Annotated in this window: 19 protein-coding genes; 10 read left to right on the forward strand and 9 right to left on the reverse strand. The window is 57.8% G+C overall.

Annotated features, from left to right (window positions below; translation table 11 throughout):
• Positions 1-54: 54 nt before the first annotated feature.
• From BCF46_RS05035 to pedF, 6 genes are all read right to left on the reverse strand, one after another.
• Positions 55-837 (reverse strand): FAD binding domain-containing protein, encoded by a 783-nt coding sequence (locus tag BCF46_RS05035; RefSeq protein ID WP_121022412.1) that lies wholly within the window; start codon positions 835-837, stop codon positions 55-57.
• Positions 838-850: 13 nt separating this feature from the next.
• Positions 851-3,220 carry a xanthine dehydrogenase family protein molybdopterin-binding subunit gene (locus BCF46_RS05040; RefSeq protein ID WP_121022414.1) on the reverse strand — a complete coding sequence of 790 codons (2,370 nt, stop codon included), beginning with the start codon at positions 3,218-3,220 and terminating at the stop codon, positions 851-853.
• Positions 3,221-3,246: 26 nt separating this feature from the next.
• Positions 3,247-3,732, reverse strand: a complete 486-nt coding sequence (locus tag BCF46_RS05045) for a (2Fe-2S)-binding protein (protein WP_121022416.1) — start codon at positions 3,730-3,732, stop codon at positions 3,247-3,249.
• A gap of 43 nt (positions 3,733-3,775) precedes the next feature.
• Complete coding sequence (locus BCF46_RS05050) at positions 3,776-4,297, reverse strand: SRPBCC family protein (protein ID WP_121022417.1); 522 nt, start codon at positions 4,295-4,297, stop codon at positions 3,776-3,778.
• Positions 4,298-4,384: 87 nt separating this feature from the next.
• Positions 4,385-5,287: a transporter substrate-binding domain-containing protein gene (locus tag BCF46_RS05055; protein WP_121022419.1), complete on the reverse strand. Its 903-nt coding sequence runs from the start codon at positions 5,285-5,287 to the stop codon at positions 4,385-4,387.
• Between the two features lie 2 nt (positions 5,288-5,289).
• Positions 5,290-5,988 carry a cytochrome c-550 PedF gene (gene pedF, locus BCF46_RS05060; RefSeq protein ID WP_245989849.1) on the reverse strand — a complete coding sequence of 233 codons (699 nt, stop codon included), beginning with the start codon at positions 5,986-5,988 and terminating at the stop codon, positions 5,290-5,292.
• Positions 5,989-6,138: 150 nt separating this feature from the next.
• Between pedF and BCF46_RS05065 the strand changes: the two genes are divergently transcribed.
• From BCF46_RS05065 to BCF46_RS05090, 6 genes are read left to right on the forward strand one after another with little or no spacing between them, the layout of a single operon-like run.
• Entirely contained in the window at positions 6,139-7,314 is a 1,176-nt protein-coding gene (locus BCF46_RS05065) for an ABC transporter substrate-binding protein (protein ID WP_121022421.1), read from the forward strand.
• The gene (locus BCF46_RS05070) at positions 7,311-8,285 is read left to right on the forward strand and encodes a YVTN family beta-propeller repeat protein (protein WP_121022423.1); all 975 of its coding nucleotides are present in this window, start codon (positions 7,311-7,313) and stop codon (positions 8,283-8,285) included. Before BCF46_RS05065 ends, BCF46_RS05070 begins: the two co-directional genes overlap by 4 nt.
• A gap of 23 nt (positions 8,286-8,308) precedes the next feature.
• Positions 8,309-8,731: a hypothetical protein gene (locus BCF46_RS05075; RefSeq protein ID WP_121022425.1), complete on the forward strand. Its 423-nt coding sequence runs from the start codon at positions 8,309-8,311 to the stop codon at positions 8,729-8,731.
• Positions 8,728-9,444: an ABC transporter ATP-binding protein gene (locus BCF46_RS05080; protein WP_121022427.1), complete on the forward strand. Its 717-nt coding sequence runs from the start codon at positions 8,728-8,730 to the stop codon at positions 9,442-9,444. The genes BCF46_RS05075 and BCF46_RS05080 overlap by 4 nt, the downstream gene beginning before the upstream one ends.
• Positions 9,441-10,232, forward strand: a complete 792-nt coding sequence (locus BCF46_RS05085; protein WP_121022429.1) for an ABC transporter permease — start codon at positions 9,441-9,443, stop codon at positions 10,230-10,232. Before BCF46_RS05080 ends, BCF46_RS05085 begins: the two co-directional genes overlap by 4 nt.
• Positions 10,233-10,291: 59 nt before the next feature.
• Positions 10,292-10,828, forward strand: coding sequence for a tetratricopeptide repeat protein (locus BCF46_RS05090; protein ID WP_121022431.1), 537 nt, complete (start codon positions 10,292-10,294; stop codon positions 10,826-10,828).
• Here BCF46_RS05090 and BCF46_RS05095 read toward each other — a convergent pair.
• Both BCF46_RS05095 and BCF46_RS05100 read right to left on the reverse strand, forming a co-directional pair.
• A complete protein-coding gene (locus tag BCF46_RS05095; protein WP_121023254.1) occupies positions 10,768-11,466 on the reverse strand; it encodes an ABC transporter ATP-binding protein in 699 nt (232 codons plus the stop codon). The two genes, BCF46_RS05090 and BCF46_RS05095, sit on opposite strands and share 61 nt — an antisense overlap.
• Before the next feature lie 10 nt (positions 11,467-11,476).
• On the reverse strand, positions 11,477-12,448 hold the full coding sequence (locus BCF46_RS05100) for an ABC transporter substrate-binding protein (protein ID WP_121022433.1): 972 nt from the start codon (positions 12,446-12,448) through the stop codon (positions 11,477-11,479).
• Between the two features lie 153 nt (positions 12,449-12,601).
• Between BCF46_RS05100 and BCF46_RS05105 the strand changes: the two genes are divergently transcribed.
• The gene (locus BCF46_RS05105; protein WP_121022435.1) at positions 12,602-12,997 is read left to right on the forward strand and encodes a c-type cytochrome; all 396 of its coding nucleotides are present in this window, start codon (positions 12,602-12,604) and stop codon (positions 12,995-12,997) included.
• A gap of 3 nt (positions 12,998-13,000) precedes the next feature.
• Here BCF46_RS05105 and BCF46_RS05110 read toward each other — a convergent pair whose 3' ends face one another.
• Positions 13,001-13,522, reverse strand: coding sequence for a hypothetical protein (locus tag BCF46_RS05110; RefSeq protein ID WP_121022437.1), 522 nt, complete (start codon positions 13,520-13,522; stop codon positions 13,001-13,003).
• Between the two features lie 207 nt (positions 13,523-13,729).
• Between BCF46_RS05110 and BCF46_RS05115 the strand changes: the two genes are divergently transcribed.
• From BCF46_RS05115 to BCF46_RS05125, 3 genes are all read left to right on the forward strand, one after another.
• Positions 13,730-15,493 carry a PQQ-dependent methanol/ethanol family dehydrogenase gene (locus tag BCF46_RS05115; RefSeq protein ID WP_121022439.1) on the forward strand — a complete coding sequence of 588 codons (1,764 nt, stop codon included), beginning with the start codon at positions 13,730-13,732 and terminating at the stop codon, positions 15,491-15,493.
• Positions 15,494-15,602: 109 nt separating this feature from the next.
• Positions 15,603-16,304, forward strand: coding sequence for a response regulator (locus BCF46_RS05120; RefSeq protein ID WP_121023255.1), 702 nt, complete (start codon positions 15,603-15,605; stop codon positions 16,302-16,304).
• 37 nt (positions 16,305-16,341) lie between these two features.
• Positions 16,342-17,532, forward strand: coding sequence for an FIST N-terminal domain-containing protein (locus BCF46_RS05125; protein WP_121022441.1), 1,191 nt, complete (start codon positions 16,342-16,344; stop codon positions 17,530-17,532).
• The last annotated feature ends 3 nt before the right edge of the window (positions 17,533-17,535 follow it).

The following is a 17,535-nucleotide window of genomic DNA, read 5'->3' on the forward strand; positions in this document are numbered from 1 at the left end:
GAAAAAGGCCCCGCCGAGGTGGCAGGGCCTTGATATCACTTAGTGTAAATCGGACTATGAAGCAGCCGCGACTGCCCGTTTGGTCATCACAGCAACCAGATGCGCGCGGTATTCGGCAGAGCCGTGCAAATCCGCGATCAAGTCGTCAGCGCTGACGCTCAGCCCCTCCAAAGCACCCGCCGAGAAGTCTTTCGACAGTGCATCTTCGGCAGCAGTCCAGCGATGGACACCCTCGTTGGAAGCCCCTGTGACTGCCACCCGAACACCGTCCGCAGTCTTGGCTACGAACACCCCGACCAACGCAAAACGCGAGGCGGGTTGCACGAACTTCTGGTAGTTGGCTTTCTCAGGGATCGGGAACTTGACGGCGGTGATGATCTCGCCCTCGTCCAATGCCGTCTCGAACAGGCCGACGAAGTAGTCATCCGCCGCGATCTCGCGCGTGTTGGTCACGATGGTCGCACCAGAGGCCAACGCCGCCGCCGGATAACACGCGGACGGGTCATTATTGGCAAGCGAGCCGCCAATTGTCCCACGGCTGCGCACCGCCGGATCACCGATATTCACCGCCAGCTCGGACAACGCCTTGTAGCTGCCATCCGCTGCGACATCGTCATGAGTGGTTCCACCGCCGATGGTCAAAACACCGCCCGCAGAGGAAATGCCCTTCATCTCGGCCACGCCAGTCAGCGAGACCAGCTTTTCAGGGCTAGCCAAGCGTTGCTTTAGCGTGGGGATCAGGGTTTGCCCGCCCCCCAGCGCTTGCGCGTCTTCATTGCTTAACGCGGCGACGGCCTCGGCCACGGTTGCGGGACGCTCTATGTCAAATGCATACATGTGCTCTCTCCTCTCAAGCGTTCTGCATAGCCGACCACACGCGGTGTGGGGTCATTGGCATGTCGATATGGGTGACGTTTTTACCGCCGGATTGCAACGCATCGATAACTGCATTGACCACTGTTGGAGGTGAGCCAATCGCTCCCGCCTCGCCACAGCCTTTCACACCCAGCGGGTTGTGCGTACAGGCATTCCCTTGGCTGTGATCGACGGTGTAGAACGGCAAATCATCTGCGCGCGGCATCACGTAATCCATGTAGGACGCGCTCAGAAGTTGGCCGTTCTCGTCGTAGGTGGTGTTTTCTAACAGTGCCTGACCGATGCCCTGGCCCAAGCCGCCATGCACCTGACCGGTCACGATCATCGGATTGATGACATTGCCGAAGTCGTCCACAGCGGTCATGCTTTCCACCGAGACCTTGCCGGTTTCGGGGTCGACTTCGACCTCGCAGCAATAGGCACCAGATGGATAGGTGAAGTTGGCCGGATCATAGAACGCGGTCTCCTCCAAGCCCGGCTCGATATCTTCGAGCGGGAACTCATGCGGGATGTAGGCTTTCAGCGCCACCTCCCCAAAGGTCACCGATTTATCCGTGCCAGCAACCGAGAACACACCGTCCTTCAGTTCGATATCGCCGTCCGAGGCCTCCAACATATGGGCCGCGATTTTCTTGGCCTTGTTGATGATCTTCTCGGTGGCACGCACCACGGCGGAGCCACACACAGCCAGCGAGCGCGAGCCATAGGTCCCCATCCCGAACGGGATCTTGGACGTGTCGCCGTGCACGATGTCGATGCTTTGCGGATCAATGCCCAGCATTTCTGCCACGACTTGCGGGAAGGCCGTCTCGTGGCCTTGGCCGTGAGAATGCGCGCCCACCATGACAGACAGGTTACCCGTGGCGTTCACCCGAACCGTCGCGGCGTCATAGAGACCCACGCGGGATCCTAGCACGCCCACAAGGTTTGACGGCGCGATGCCGCAAGCCTCGATATAGGCGTTCACGCCGAAGCCGCGCAGTTTGCCTTTCTTCTCGCTCGCCTTGCGGCGGGCCTCGAAGCCGGCCATATCGGCGACCTTCTCCATCTGGTCCATCAGCGCGTCGTAATTGCCGCTGTCATATTCCAGCCCTGCTGCACTCGCGAACGGATACTGGTCCGGTTTGATGAAGTTCTTCCGGCGTAGCGCAATCGGGTCCATGCCGATCTCGCGGGCCGCTTTGTCGATGACACGCTCCAGCGAGAACGTCGCCTCTGGCCGCCCAGCGCCACGATAGGCGTCAACGGGCGCGGTGTTGGTGAAGACCGCCTTCACGTTCACATAGATGTTGGGAACAGTGTAGTTGCCCGCCATCAAGGTGCCGTGCAGGAAGGTCGGCGTGGCAGTCGAGAAGTTCGACAGATACGCGCCGACATTGGCCATGGTTTCGGTGCGGAAGGCGAGGAAGTTGCCGTCCTTGTCCATCGCCAGCTCGATCTTGGTGACGTGGTCGCGACCATGCGCGTCCGTCAGGAACGCCTCAGTGCGGTCAGCCGTCCACTTGACGGGGCGACCGATCTTCTTGGCCGCTGCCAGCACCAAGGCCTCTTCACCGTAGTGGTAGATTTTGGAACCAAAACCGCCACCCACATCAGGCGCGATTACAGTCAGTTTGTTCTCTGGGATGCCCAACACAAACGCCGAGATCAAAAGCCGCGTGAGGTGCGGGTTCTGGGATGTGGTGTGCAGCACATATTCGTCGTTGGCGCGGTTGTATTGCGCCATGGAACAGCGTGGCTCCATCGCGTTTGGCACCAGACGATTGTTCACCAGTTCCAGCGTCGTGACGTGATGCGCGCCTTTGATGGCAGCATCCGTGGCGGCGCGGTTGTCTTCGATCCAGCCCCAGTCGAAGCACTGGTTGGTGCCGATCTCGTCATGCACATAGTGATCGGCCGCCAAGGCGTCCTTCATATTCACAATCGCGGGCAGTTCTTCGATGTCCGCCTCGATGGCCTCTACTGCGTCTTTTGCCTGCTCTACTGTCTCAGCGATAACAGCGGCGTAGGCATCCCCGACATGGCGGACCTTGCCGTGCGCCAAAACGGGGCGCTTCGGCTCTTTCATCGGCTCGCCATCGCGTGAGTTGATCAACCAGCCCGCGGGGTTGCCGCCGACCTCGACGAAGTCCTCGCCAGTGAACACCGCCAACACGCCGGGCATGGCTTCCGCCGCCGAAGTATCGATGCTTTTGATCACACCATTGGCCACAGTCGAGCGGGCAAACACCGCCGCCGTTTGGCCGAACATATTCATATCATCGCAATACTGACCTGTCCCGGTCAGAAAGCGGACGTCTTCGCGGCGCACTGTTGAGGCGCCAATTCCACCATCTTTGGGCATGAAAATTCCTCCCTCTTATATCTGTATTATTCGGCGGCGATGGCGCTGACGTCCTGTCCGGACGCGGCCATGATTGCCTTAACGATGTTGTGGTAACCCGTGCAGCGGCAGATATTGCCTTCAAGATACTCGCGCACCTCTGCCTCGCTTGGCTTGGGGTTGTCCTTCAGCAAAGCCGCCGCAGACATCACCATGCCCGGTGTGCAGAAGCCGCATTGCAGGCCGTGGTGCTCTTGGAACGCCGCTTGGATCACGTTCAGCGAGCCGTCCTCATTGGCTTGGCCCTCGATGGTTGCCACATCAGCCCCGTCAGCCTCCGCCGCAAACATAGTGCAAGATTTCACCGGCTTGCCGTCCACATGAACGACACAGGCCCCGCATTGCGAGGTGTCGCAACCGATATGGGTGCCGGTCAGGTGCAGGTCTTCACGCAAGAAGGAGGACAGCAGCGTGCGCCCCTCCACCTCACCCGAGACGGACTTGCCGTTGATGGTCATCGTTACTTTGGTCATCCTATCCTCCCTTGGATATCTTTGTCTTCTCAGGCGCGGTCCGTCAGCTTACCAGCCGTTTGAACCAGCCTTTTTTCTTTGTCTCGTCATTGCCCCCGGCGGCATCTTCTTCTTCGCCCGCCTCGGGCGCGCCTACCGCGTTTTGGAAGTTGTTGAAGAACTGATCCGCCATCTTTTTGGCAAACCCGTCAATGATGCGCGAGCCCAACTGCGCCAGCTTGCCGCCCACCTTGGCCTCGACCTCATAGTGCAGAATTGTCGTATCCCCTTGCGCCTCAAGGCGGACATCAGCGCCACCTTTGGCAAAGCCTGCGGCACCGCCCTTGCCCTCGCCCGAGATTGTCATGCTGACGGGTTCAACGATATCAGTCATCTGCACGGCGCCTTTAAAGGTCGCCTTCACAGGCCCCACCTTCTGCACGACTGTCGCCTCAAAGCCTTCATCGACCGAGCCGGACATTTCCTGACATCCCGGCACGCAGGCTTTCAAAACTTCAGGGTCCAGCAAAGCGGCCCAGACAGTGGCTACATCGGCGTTGATTTCGCGGCTGTCACTCAGATTCATGGCAGATTCCGTTTCCTTGTTATGGCTAGCCTACGGTCGCGCCCCGCCCCCGACTATGAGACTAAGGGTGTAGACGCAGGTGCAGCGTTAGCGGTCGGGGGGCTGAAAACTCAGCCCGTAACTCTCGTAGATTTTGGCGATCCGCCCGTCCTGCAACGCGTAATTGATGGCGTCATCGACAGCGTATGACAAGGGGCGATAGCGGAAATTGACCGCAACGCCCAATGTCCACTTGCTAACAGCAAACCCCGCCAATGGCGGTTGATGGACAGCGGTGGTCTCGCTCAGGCCGTATTCCAACTGCCCCATCGGACCCATCGCGGCCTTGACCTCCCCTTGGTTAAGCGCGTTCATCGCAAGTGTCATATCCGCAAATCGTTGCACATGGGTGGACAGTTGCCCCCCTGCGAAGGACGACAAATAGAAGTCCGCAATCGAGTCGTTCTCAACCGCCACAGGGTCAAAGCGAAAGTAGGCCGGAACAGGCTTGTCGTCAGGGTAGCTCGCCTTGTCATAGGCAATCGCAATAGACTCCGCGGCATACTGGCCGGTGAACACCACCTGCTCCACCCGACACTTGAACGCACTATCGTACGGAATGCGCATCATCACGTTGGACACCCGCCCGCCGATAACTGCGCCTTTCCAGACATTGTTGCGCAGGTCGGCATCAAGGTTTTCACCCGCAGCCACAAAGTTGAACCGCGCCTCCACGCCTAGATCCTCGGCAATCAGCTTTGCAACTTCAACGTCAACGCCGCGCGCCTTGCCTGCGTCCTCCCAGCTATAGGGTGGGTAGTTTTCATAGACCGCGAACAGCATGTGGCCTTGCTCTTGCAACACATCCAGTTCCTGCCCCACCACATCGCGCCCGACATTTTGCGGCCGCTCTTGCGGGACGTAATCCGCACAGGGATCAGCAGCGTGGGCCTGCCCGGCTAAAAGCAGGCCCACAACCACCAGGGAGAAACGTATTGCGCTAATCGGCATTTTTAATGCGCAGCCGACAGGCCGATGGTCAGCGTCTCCGCTGCCGACTTGTAGGCGTCAGCAGTGCCGTCGATCAGGTTGGCAGCGCGGAAGGCCACGGAGTCTGCGACCGGCGCGCCGGAGAGGGTTTCAATATTGCCAGCAATCTCGGTCAGGCGGGCTTTGATTGCATCCGCATCTGCACCGCTCGCATCGGTCGCGTAACCCGCTAGTTGATCGCGCATCGCTTTCAACTCGTCCGAGACCTCTTCCATTGCATCCCCATCGGGGCGGGTCTCGATAAAAGTGCGGATGGCCCATGCTGCATCTTGGCCAAGCAGCTCACCGAATGCTGGCATTTTGGTGATCCCGTTTTGGGTGTAGCCGGTGCGGAACCGCTCTACGTACCATTCGTCGCCGTATTCCTCGGCCTCCAAAAAGCGCAGATCAGGGGCCAACCCGCCCGAGACGACTTCCAACCCATGGCAGCGCGCGCAGTTCTGGTTGTATCCGGATGCGCCAATCTCAATGGCCTTGGTCCAAACTTCATCGCCGACCACTGCCGCGCGATACGGGTTTTCAGTAAGCCATTCTTCCCCGTTCACAGGCAGTCCGGTCGTGTCGACGGGCTGCGGGTTAACATCGCCATGGGCAAATGCCAAAGTCGTTGCAGCAAAGACGGCCCCTACCGCCATAATTCCTTTGAGTGATACGTTGTGCATTCCTGTCCTCCCAGAACGGCGCCAATTCCCTTTACTTGCTTTTATGGCAGCCCGCTCAGGTGATGATATTCGACTTTGGTTGCGGTCAGCGACGCTTCGCGACCAAAGTCTTATTCCGCCCACTTCGCCGGGCTTGCTAGCCTCCTCATCATGGGAAAGATTTTCAATCACGCGATCAAGTCTGTGGCTGCTGTTTTACTGTGTGGGCAGGCGGTGGCAGCGGACGTCGCATTGAAGATGTCCTATCTGCGCGTCGTCGTGCCCAGCCCGCCGACCCTGTCAAACCTTGACCCCATTCCCGACGACTTAGGGATTGCAGGCGCGCGCACCGGATTGCGCGACAACCTGACAACCGGCAAGTTCCTTGGCCACGGCTATACGCTGACCGAGACAGAGGTCGCTATCGGGAACGACCCGATGGCTGCCGCACAAGATTTGCTGGCCTCCTCGCCCTATCTCATCCTCGACGCCCCACCTCCTCTATTGACTGCCATCGCTGATTTGCCCGAGGCGCAAGGTGCTATCTTGTTCAACACCTCCTCGGGTGATCTGGCATTGCGCGACACCGACTGCCGCGCCAACCTGCTGCACAGCCTCCCCTCAGACGCCATGCGCACAAACGCTCTGGCCCAGTTCTTTGTGACTAAACGCTGGAGCGATCTGGTGATGATTTCCGGCAGCTACCCTGAAGATCAAACCTATGCCGAGGCCATGCGGCGGTCGCTCAAGAAGTTCGGCATGAAGCTGTCGGGCGAAAAGGTGTGGGCCTTTGATGCCGACATGCGCCGCACGGCGTCGCAGGAAATCCCACTGTTCACCCAAGAGTTCGGAGATTACGACGCCATGATCCTCGCGGACGAGGTGCATGATTTTGGCCGCTACGTTTTGTATAACACTTGGGAGGCGCGCCCTGTCACTGGCTCCGAAGGGCTGTCCGCCGTCACTTGGTCGCCCGTGATCGAGCAATGGGGGGCCGCCCAATTGCAAAGCCGCTTCAAGGACGCCAACGCACGCGACATGACCTCGCAAGACTACGCCGCGTGGGCCGCTGTCCGCACCTTGGGCGAAGCCGTGACGCGCACCAATTCCGCCGACCCCGACGTGCTGCGCGCCTACATCCTGTCCGATCAGTTCGAACTTGCGGGCTTCAAAGGTCGCCCCCTCACCTATCGCCCATGGAACGGCCAGTTGCGTCAACCCATTGCCATCATCCATCCACGCGCGTTGGTCGCACAAGCCCCGCTGGACGGGTTCCTGCACCAAACCAACGAGCTTGATTCACTGGGGCTCGACCGCCCAGAAAGCCAATGCGAGGCGTTCCAATGATCGACCATATCTCCAAGTCCCTGTTCGCAAGCGCCGCAGCATACCTCCTGTCCACGCCCGTCAGCGCGGGCGAGATTTGGGTGACCAACGAGAAAGACGACACCGTGTCGGTGATCTCGACCGATACGCTGGAGGTGATCCACACCTATGAGACGGGTGAGCGTCCGCGCGGGATCACCTTCTCCAAGGACTATTCTCGCGTCTATATCTGCGCGTCGGACAGTGACGCGGTGCAGGTCATGGACCCCGAAACTGGCAAGATCCTGCATGATTTGCCGTCCGGCGAAGACCCCGAACAATTCGTGCTGCACCCCGACGACACCCACCTCTATATCGCCAATGAGGACGATGCGATCACCACCGTGGTGAACGTGGAAACCCGAAAGGTCGTTGCACAAATCGACGTCGGTGTGGAGCCGGAGGGCATGGCCGTCTCGCCCGACGGAAAAATCGCGATCACCACATCCGAGACCACCAACATGGCGCATTGGATCGACACGGCCACGCAGGACCTCTTCGCCAACACCTTGGTCGACAGCCGCCCCCGCCACGCGGAATTCATCAAAGACGGCACAGAGATGTGGGTCAGCTCCGAGATTGGCGGCACGATCACAGTCTTCGACGTGGCCACTCAAAGCGAGAAGGCCAAGTTTGGCTTCGAGGTGCAAGGCGTCCATCCCGACCGCGTACAGCCCGTCGGCTTTGAGTTTACCGACGGCGACACCCATGCGTTTGTGGCTCTCGGGCCGTCAAACCACCTTGCCGTGGTCAACGCGGACACCTACGAGGTCGAAGACTACATCCTTGTGGGCCGCCGCGTCTGGCACATGGCATTTAACGCCGACAAGTCGCTGCTGTTCACCACCAACGGGGTTTCCGGCGACGTGACAGTCGTCGATGTCGCCGCGCGCAAAGCCCTCAAATCCATCAAAGTTGGCCGCTTCCCTTGGGGTGCTGCCTTCCGGCCCTGATACTTGCTACAGAAGGACGTCACATGCGCTCACTTATCCTCGCCCTGATCTTCGCCACCTCCACCGCCCAAGCCGAGGGGTTTGGTGCAGCAGGACTGCTGTCCGGCAAAAACAAGCAAGACCTGCCGCCCATCATCCTATCGTCCGGTGCGCCAATCTCGGACGCCCCATGGGTGCTAAAATCCGGCACCTACTACGAGTTTGAAATCCAAGGCGACGGCTCTCAAGAACTCACATTGGTCGGCCCCGAATTTTTCCGCGCGATCTGGATCGACGAGATCGTGGTAGAAGGGCTGGAAATCCGCCCCCTTGGCCTCGACAGCATCGAGTTTGACGAAGCGGGGGAAATGGAAATAGGCTTCGTCGCAATCAAACCGGGGCGGTACTACATGAAAATCCCAGACACCACGGGCGAAACACAGCGCGTTGAAATCACCATCGAATGAGTGGCTTGAAGGTCTCCAACCTCAGCTACAACTACGGCGCTAAAACGGCGCTGGATGATGTGAGCTTCGAGTTGGAAACCGGTACATTCTGCGCGCTTCTTGGACCGAATGGCGCAGGGAAATCAACGCTGTTCAACCTGTTGACCCGCCTGTTGGTGGCACAGCAAGGCCACATAGAAATCGCAGGCTTTGATATCGCAACAACGCCGCGCAAAGCCTTGGAAAGGCTGGGAATAGTTTTTCAACAGACGACATTGGACCTTGATTTAACCGTGCGCCAGAACCTGTCCTACTTTGCCGCCCTTCACGGCATATCCGGTCGGGATGCCCGCCAACGCATTGATGCGTCGCTTGATAAACTGGGCATGCGGGAGCGCGCTGATGAGAAGGCCCGCACCCTAAACGGCGGCCACAAGCGGCGCGCCGAAATTGCCCGCGCTTTGATCCATAACCCTATGGTGTTGTTGCTGGACGAGCCCACAGTCGGCCTTGATGCAGCGGCGCGGTCTGCAATCACAAACCATGTTCACGAACTCACGCAAGAAGGCACCACGATCCTCTGGGCAACGCATCTCACCGACGAAGTCCAACCCGATGACCGGCTTGTTATCCTACATCAGGCTAACGTTCTCGCGGATGGAATTGCGCGTGAAATAAGCGGCGACCTGCCGCTGAAAGACAGGATCTTGCACCTGACAGCAGTCCCCGCATGAGCCCCTATTTGACCTCGCTCCGCGCCATTGTGACCCGCGAAGCCCTACGCTTCATCCACCAGCGCGAGCGGTTCATCGCGGCACTTGTCCGTCCCCTGATATGGCTTCTGGTCTTCGCTGCGGGCTTTCGTGCAGCCCTTGGTCTGAGCATCATCCCGCCTTATCAAACCTACATCACCTACGAGACATACATCGTCCCCGGCTTGTGCGGAATGATACTTCTTTTCAACGGGATGCAGTCCTCTCTTAGTCTCGTTTACGACCGCGAAATGGGATCCATGAAGCTGCTCCTCACCAGCCCATTGCCCCGCTGGTGGCTGCTGTTTTGCAAACTCGTCGGGTCCACCTCCATCTCGGTATTGCAGGCCTACGCATTCCTCGCCATCGCCGCGGCTTTCGGTATTTCCATGCCAGCAGTCGGCTACATCACGGCTTTGCCCGCTTTAGTTGTCGCTGGCGTGATGCTTGGCGCACTTGGCCTGCTTCTCTCTAGCCTAATCAAGCAGTTGGAGAACTTTGCCGGCGTAATGAACTTTGTAATTTTCCCGATGTTCTTCTTGTCCTCCGCGCTCTATCCACTGTGGAAGATGGCAGAGTCCTCAGAACTTCTTTTTACAATCTGCGCCCTGAATCCATTCACTCAAGCGGTGGAGCTGATCCGATTCGCACTTTACGCCAGTTTCAACGGTTCTGCATTGTTTTGGACATTGGCGGCCACCGCCGCGTTCACAACCGCTGCCCTATGGGGCTACAATCCAGCGCGCACCGGAATAAGTCGCAAGGGCTGACCAATTCTACGACCATAAGAGGGCTGAATTGCGTTCGGCAGCATGGTATTTGAGAGGTCATGAAACACTTTGCCTTCGTAATTAGCCTGCTTGCCCTGCCCGCGATTGCACAGAGCAATCAGGATTTAGGGACGCTGAATCCAGACGAGATGTCGTGGACGAGCGTGATCGAACAAGCGAAGCGCGGCGAGACGAGCAGGACACTTTGCGCAAGCGGCTACATGCTAACTAAATCAGGCGATCACACTTCTGCCCGCACGATTTTCGAAGCCTGCGCCGCCGCTGGGTATACTGGCGCAATGACGTGGATGAGCCAGCTTGATAACAACGGGCTGGGCGGCGATTACGATCCAGACGCCTCGGCCGAATGGGACCGGCAGGCCGCAGCCTTGGGTGATCCAGTTGGAAAGTTCAACTACGGCATCGGACTGCTTCGCGGCTATGGGGTCGAGAAAAACGAAGAGCTTGGTCGTCAGTATGTTGATGACGCAGCTCGCGCTGGATTGCAGATCGCGAAGCGCTTGCAAGGCGCGGATTATGATTTAGACGAGGTGACGCCCGACGCCGACAATTGGAAATACGCGCCTTTATTCTGAACGTCTCCGGTTACTTTCGCGGGACTTCCGCCCAACGTGACAATGCGGCTAGCGAGTTTTTTCGCTTCATCTTCGACATGAGTGACCAGAATTGTCGTCACCTGATGCGCGGCCCTGAGCTTCGCAAACAGAGCCATCATTTCTTCGACCAACTCCGGGTCGAGCGATACGAAGGGTTCGTCCATCAACAACAAATCCGGCTTGACCGCGAACGCCCGCACAAGCGACAGACGTCGCTGCTGACCAAGCGAGAGTTGCGACGGGAAATCGTTTTCGCGCCCGGCGAGACCGACATCCGCCAAGGCTTGATCCGCATCAATTGGCGCGGTCCCTGTCGTAATACAGATGTTGTCGCGCAACGATCGCCAAGGCAACAAAGTCGGCTCCTGAAACACCATAGCAACCAGCCCTGAGACCTTGCACCGTCCTCGATAGCCATTCTCCAGCCCAGCGATGATCCTGAGTAGCGAGGTTTTTCCTACACCAGACGGCCCGACAAGCGCTAACGTCTCACACCTCTTCACCGTGAGTGACAGCTCGCCTAAAACAGGTACGCCGCCAAAAACCAGCGACGCGACGTGCAAATCCAGCACCGAACCCAATGGGTCCGGTTCCTTGGTGCCTGAATTACTCACCATGTGCAGCACTTTAGCTGCCGCTTTGAAGGAATGTCCCATCGGGAAGCTTGGTAGCTTTGCCCAAAAGGTCTTCCCCGCCTAGCTCAACCATCAGCGACAACATGCGGGCTGCCGCGTCTTCATCGACTGGTCCCGCATCGGGGATACCCGCGCGAAACCCTGCTTTCAGCGCATCAAACTGCGCATCGGTTTTGGCATTCATGCTAGGGCGTAGACGATCCCACTCCGCGGAATCCGTGGCCAGCATGTCTTTCGCGGCGCGTGATGCGGCGGCCAAGCCGTTCACCAATTCGGGGTTTTCGCGAAGCAGATCACCTTTTACCACATAGCCCAAAAGCGGCGTGTTAGGGTCTAGGCCCAGATCGCTTGCCGCGTCAGAGACGTCGATGAGTTTCCGCATGCCTGATGCTTCCATTTTAGCCATGAAGTGCCAGAAATTGATTGCGCCAGTACTCTCGCCGGACAACGCAGATTTGAAGATCAATGGCGGCGCACCGAAGACCTGCTCGGTCTCTTTGGCCAAATCCATACCGTAGTTCTTCTCCGCATAGGCTTGCAGGATCAGCCAACTTTTGTCCAACGGGCCACCGGCGATACCAATCTTTGCGCCCTTCAGGTCAGTAAGGTTCTGCGCCTTGCTGTCCTTGCCGACCATCAAACCACCGACGGCCTTGGAGTAGGGAATGAACACATAGTCCTTTCCCGCAGCGCGTTGCCGCGCCACCCAAAGCCAGTCCGAAACGATCACATCCGCCTCGCCGCCCTGAAACGCGATTTTCGCAGCGGAACTTCCTGCCATGCCTTGAACTTGTAAGTTAAAGCCGTTCGCAGCGTCCATCCCGTGGTGCTTGATCGTGTTCAGTTCCCAATTCACCGTTCCAAACTTCAGAACGGCAGCGCGCAATGCCGGAGCTTCAGCCCAAGCCGCAGTTGTCAAAAGAGCAGCCGCCACAGCGCCGCTGAGTGTTTTGAAGAATGTCATATATGCCTCCCGGTTGCGGCAAGACTACCACCGGCGCGTCCTGCTGAAATACGACCAAAGGATGACGTGAGAACGTATGTAAGCTTGATGCAGATCAACTTGAAGCGCGAGACGCGGGTGCATCCCTAGGGCGATCTAAACAGGAGACTAGATATGGGACACACACAGTTTTTGGGCAGCCTCGCCCTTGCCGTAGGCCTTTCCGCACCCCCCGGCTTCGCCGGCCCAGCCTATGAAAGCGTAAAGGTAGAAGCGGGCAAAGCTTTGTTCGACGCTGAATGCCACCGCTGTCACGCCGATAACTCATCTGACCCGTCTTATGGCCCACCACTAACCGGGATTATTGGTCGAGCTGCGGGCACCTACGACGACTACGACTATTCTGAAACGCTGGCCAACGCCCCTATCGTCTGGACGCCTGCGGCGCTACGGGCATGGATGGAAGATAACACCGGCTTCATGCCTGGAACCAAAATGCGCCATGTGGGAATTACTGATCGCACGGTGCAGGATTTCATCCTGTCCTATCTGGCCACGCTAGAAAATTGACACTTACTCAATAATCAGGCGGGGCAGCCAATGGCTGTCCGCGTCACTTTCGTGGATGTCTTTGGCAGATAGTGGACGCAACTCCCCCCTTGCGGGTGGTGCCGAGAGGACATCCATGTCGATCTCGTGCAGAACCCCAGTGTACCCCGCGCCGTCGGGCGAAATCCGGTAGTACACACCGTTCCACATGTTGATTCCGTAGTCAGTCGCGCCCTTCCAGACGAACAGAAAGTCGTATTCCAAATCGGTCACGTCTTCCGACAGGTTGCGCCGGATTTCGTAGGGGTAAGGTATGTGACACCAGTTTTTGGTTGGCCCTTCCAAGCATTTGAAAGGGCGCATCGACAAAAAGTGGTCGGTGAACGATCCCTCACTCATCTCTACCGAATAAGTCCCATCAGCGGCCAAATCCAATATCCCGATTTCGACGCGGCGCCCGTCATTGGCCTCAAGATATACTGTGCGGGTTTGCGCAAGCGACGTGCCACACGTCACCAACAACAAGAAGGTTGCCAGAGTTTTCATCAGCCTCTCCCTTTCGCGCACGATAGGTAGAGCGGCGGTGATTCGCATCACGACCAAGGTGCCACGCCTATCGTGTCAAGCCGCTTGGGGTCTTACGACCAATGTTCAATATCTAGAAACAGTCTTTCTAAGAATACTCGCCCTCGGGTCGGTCTGCGCTCTGAATTGGTGCGCGACCTTATTGGAACGGCAAAGGGAGGAACCACAATGAACAGGTTCGTAATGGCCGTGACAGCCGCAGTTTTGGCAACAGGCGTTGCCCATGCGGAAGTCACCGAAGAAATGCTTCTGAACGACACAGCAACCACGGGCGACGTCCTGACAAACGGTATGGGGCGACATCTGCAACGCTACTCGCCGCTGGACACGCTGAACAAGGACAACGTCAAAAACCTGCTGCCGGCTTGGGCGTTCTCGCTTGGCGGCGAAAAGCAGCGTGGGCAGGAAACCCAGCCGCTGGTGCATGACGGCGTAATGTATATCACCGGCTCATATTCGCGCATGTATGCGATTGACGTGAAGACCGGCCAAGAGCTGTGGCAGTACGACGCCCGCCTTCCCGAAGGCATCCTGCCGTGCTGTGACGTGGTAAACCGCGGGGCCGCAATCTATGGCGACAACATTTATTTCGGCACGCTGGACGCGCGGATGGTTGCCCTGAACGCCAAAACGGGCGACGTGGTCTGGAACAAGAAAATCGCCGACTATAAAGCCGGCTACAGCTATACCGCCGCGCCTTTGGTCGTTAGAGGCCTTGTGATTACCGGCAACTCCGGCGGCGAGTTCGGTATCGTTGGTGAGGTTCAAGCACGTGACGCCGAGACTGGCGATCTGGTCTGGACGCGCCCCGTAATCGAGGGTCACATGGGGACGCTGAACGGCGAAGAAAGCACCATGACCGGCGAGTTGAACGCGACTTGGCCGGGCGACATGTGGAAAACCGGCGGTGGCGCGACCTGGCTTGGAGGCTCGTATGACGCTGACACCGATACACTGGTCTTTGGCGCAGGCAACCCTGCCCCATGGAACAGCCATTTACGCAATGCTGGCACGCCTGTTGATGGCAACGCGGGCGACAATCTGTACGCAGCTTCGCGCATCGGCATCGACCCGGCAAACGGCGAGATCAAATGGCATTTCCAGACCACACCTCGCGAGGGTTGGGACTATGATGGCGTGAACGAAGTGGTGGCCTACAGCGACCGCTCCGGTAACAAGCGTTGGGCCACAGCTGACCGCAATGGCTTCTTTTACGTGCTGAACCGCGAGGACGGCAAGTTCGTCTCGGCCGTACCGTTCGTGAAGGATATTTCGTGGGCTGACGGCATCGACGAGACCGGTCGCCCTATCTTCAACGAAGCCAACCGTCCGGGCAATCCGGCGGACGCGGCAGACGGCAAGAAGGGCGAAGTTGTCTTTGCCTCTCCGTCCTTCCTTGGTGGCAAGAACTGGATGCCAATGGCACACTCACCCAAGACGGGCCTGTTCTACGTGCCATCTAACGAGTGGGGCATGGATATCTGGAACGAGCCCATCACCTACAAGAAAGGGGCTGCGTATCTTGGGTCCGGGTTCACTATCAAACCGAATTACGAAGACCACATCGGCAGCCTGAAAGCCATAGACCCCGACACGGGCGAAACCAAATGGGAGTTCAAAAACGACGCTCCGCTTTGGGGTGGCGTGATGACAACCGCGGGTGGGTTGGTGTTCACCGGCACCCCTGAAGGCAAGTTCATCGCCTTCGACGACGAGACCGGCGAAGAGCTGTGGTCGTTCCAAACCGGCTCCGGCGTCATTGGCCAGCCAATCACCTGGGAGCAAGACGGCGAACAATACGTCACCGTCATCTCCGGATGGGGTGGTGCCGTTCCGCTTTGGGGTGGTGAAGTTGCCAAGAAGGTAAATTACCTGAACCAAGGCGGCCTGCTATGGACATTCCGTTTGCCAGCGCAGCTTGCAGCCAATTAATTCTGTAAAAGAGCACTGGGCGCCCCCTTTTCGCAAGGGGGCGCTTTCTTTTGATACTAAGACCTTTTGGCAAGTGACCAAGCCCGTGCCGCCGCGCTATTGTATGGCCATGGAACCACATAGCCTGCCGTCTTCCGATCCATCCAAATCGCAACTCCCGCAAGGCTGGGCGTTGATCATTGATGATCACCCGCTGTTCTGCGATGCGTTGGAACTCACGTTGAAATCCGTCGCTGACTTCAGCGAAGTTGTCACAGCAGATTGCCTTGAAGCAGCGTTGCAGCGACTCGACGGTCAAACTCCGCCTACGCTGATCCTACTAGATCTCAACCTGCCGGATGTGAGTGGTCTTGACGGGTTGATGCGCCTCAAACGAAGCGCCGAGAAATCCCCTATCGTTATTGTGTCTTCGATGACCGACAACTCGATCATTAACGGGGCTATCGTGGCTGGTGCATCGGGGTTTGTTCCCAAGCATAGCCGCAGGTCGGTCTTCAAAGAAGCAATCGAGCATATCGCGCATGGTGGCATCTACAAACCTTCGGGTTTCGTGGAAGGGAATGCGTCGGAAGAAATCGGCGAGACGGTGTCGCGCATGTCATCTTTGACCAATCAACAGGCCCGCATTCTTGAGCTGATTTGCGAGGGCAAATTGAACAAGCAAATTGCGTATGATCTATCGATTGCCGAGACCACGGTAAAAGCGCATGTGACTGCAATCATGCGCAAACTGGGTGTGCAAAGCAGGACACAAGCCGTATTGGTTGCGCAAGACGCCAAGTTCGCCAGAGTCTTGCCAAGCTCTCACTGAGCGCCCTATTCTGGAGGCGCAGGGAGAATAATTCACAATGTTGGCTGATGGTGGTGGGACTGACAAAGTAACCGCGGTGGACGAGCATGCTCGCTCGGGCATTCTCTGCACGGCACAAGTGCCGTGGACGAACACATCCCCCGCGACTCAAATTAAGAAAGACTTAGGCACGATGCCGTTCAGCGTCGTCGCCCTCTTCATCACCCCGCGCGCTGATTTTGCGGGCGTGGTCGCAGAGGCCGAAAGATGCTTTCCTGACACCGACGTGTTGGCCTGCACCACTGCCGGCGAGATTGGAAGCACCGGTTATGACGAGGGTCTAATTGTCGCGATCGGCTTTCCCAAGGCTGGGTTCTGCACAAAATCTTTGTTGATTGAGGGCATCCAAGACCTCAACGCGCAGCCTGTTATTGATCGTATCGCGCTGGAGCGTATCGCTTTGCAAGATCGCAATGCCGATATGGAGAATGGCTTTGCTTTTCTTGTCGTGGACGGGCTGTCGCTGAGCGAGGACACCTTGGCGGCGACTATTGCCCCTGCCCTGCGCGAAATGCCAATTTTCGGGGGATCAGCAGGTGACGGAATTGACTTCGCCGAAACGCTCGTGGCGCTAAACGGGAAGATTGCCCGAAATGCCGCCGTGTTGACCTTGATGAGAAGTCGGCACAAGGCTCGCGTTTTCAGCCTAGACCACCTCGTGCCTACAGAACGGCAGATGGTGGTGACTGAAGCCGACCCGGATCGGCGCATCGTGAAATCCATCAATGCCGAGCCCGCCGCCCGCGAATATGCGCGAATTGTTGGCAAAGACCCAGAGCAGCTTGATCGCTTCACCTTCGCCTCGCATCCAGTTGTGGTTCGGATCGGGGGCACCCATCATGTTCGTGCAATCCAGCAAGTGAACGACGCAGGCGAGTTGGTGTTCTTCTCGGCTATCGACGAAGGCATGGTGCTAACGGTAGCCAAGCCGGACAACATGGCGGAACACTTGCGCCGCAAAATGGAAGAACTTTCGGAAGATGGCCCACCTGCAAACATAATCGGGTGTGACTGCATCTTGCGGCGGATCGAAGCCGAGCAAACGCAGATGAGCCGTGAGCTTTCCGAAATCCTATCGTCCCACCGCGTGACGGGGTTTTCCACATATGGAGAGCAAATAGGCCCGCTCCACGTCAATCACACAATGAGCGGCGTTGCATTCTATCACACCGAGCCAACGTCGGAGTGACCG

Origin of the sequence: Litoreibacter meonggei (assembly GCF_003663885.1) — a bacterium.
GTDB lineage: Bacteria > Pseudomonadota > Alphaproteobacteria > Rhodobacterales > Rhodobacteraceae > Litoreibacter > Litoreibacter meonggei.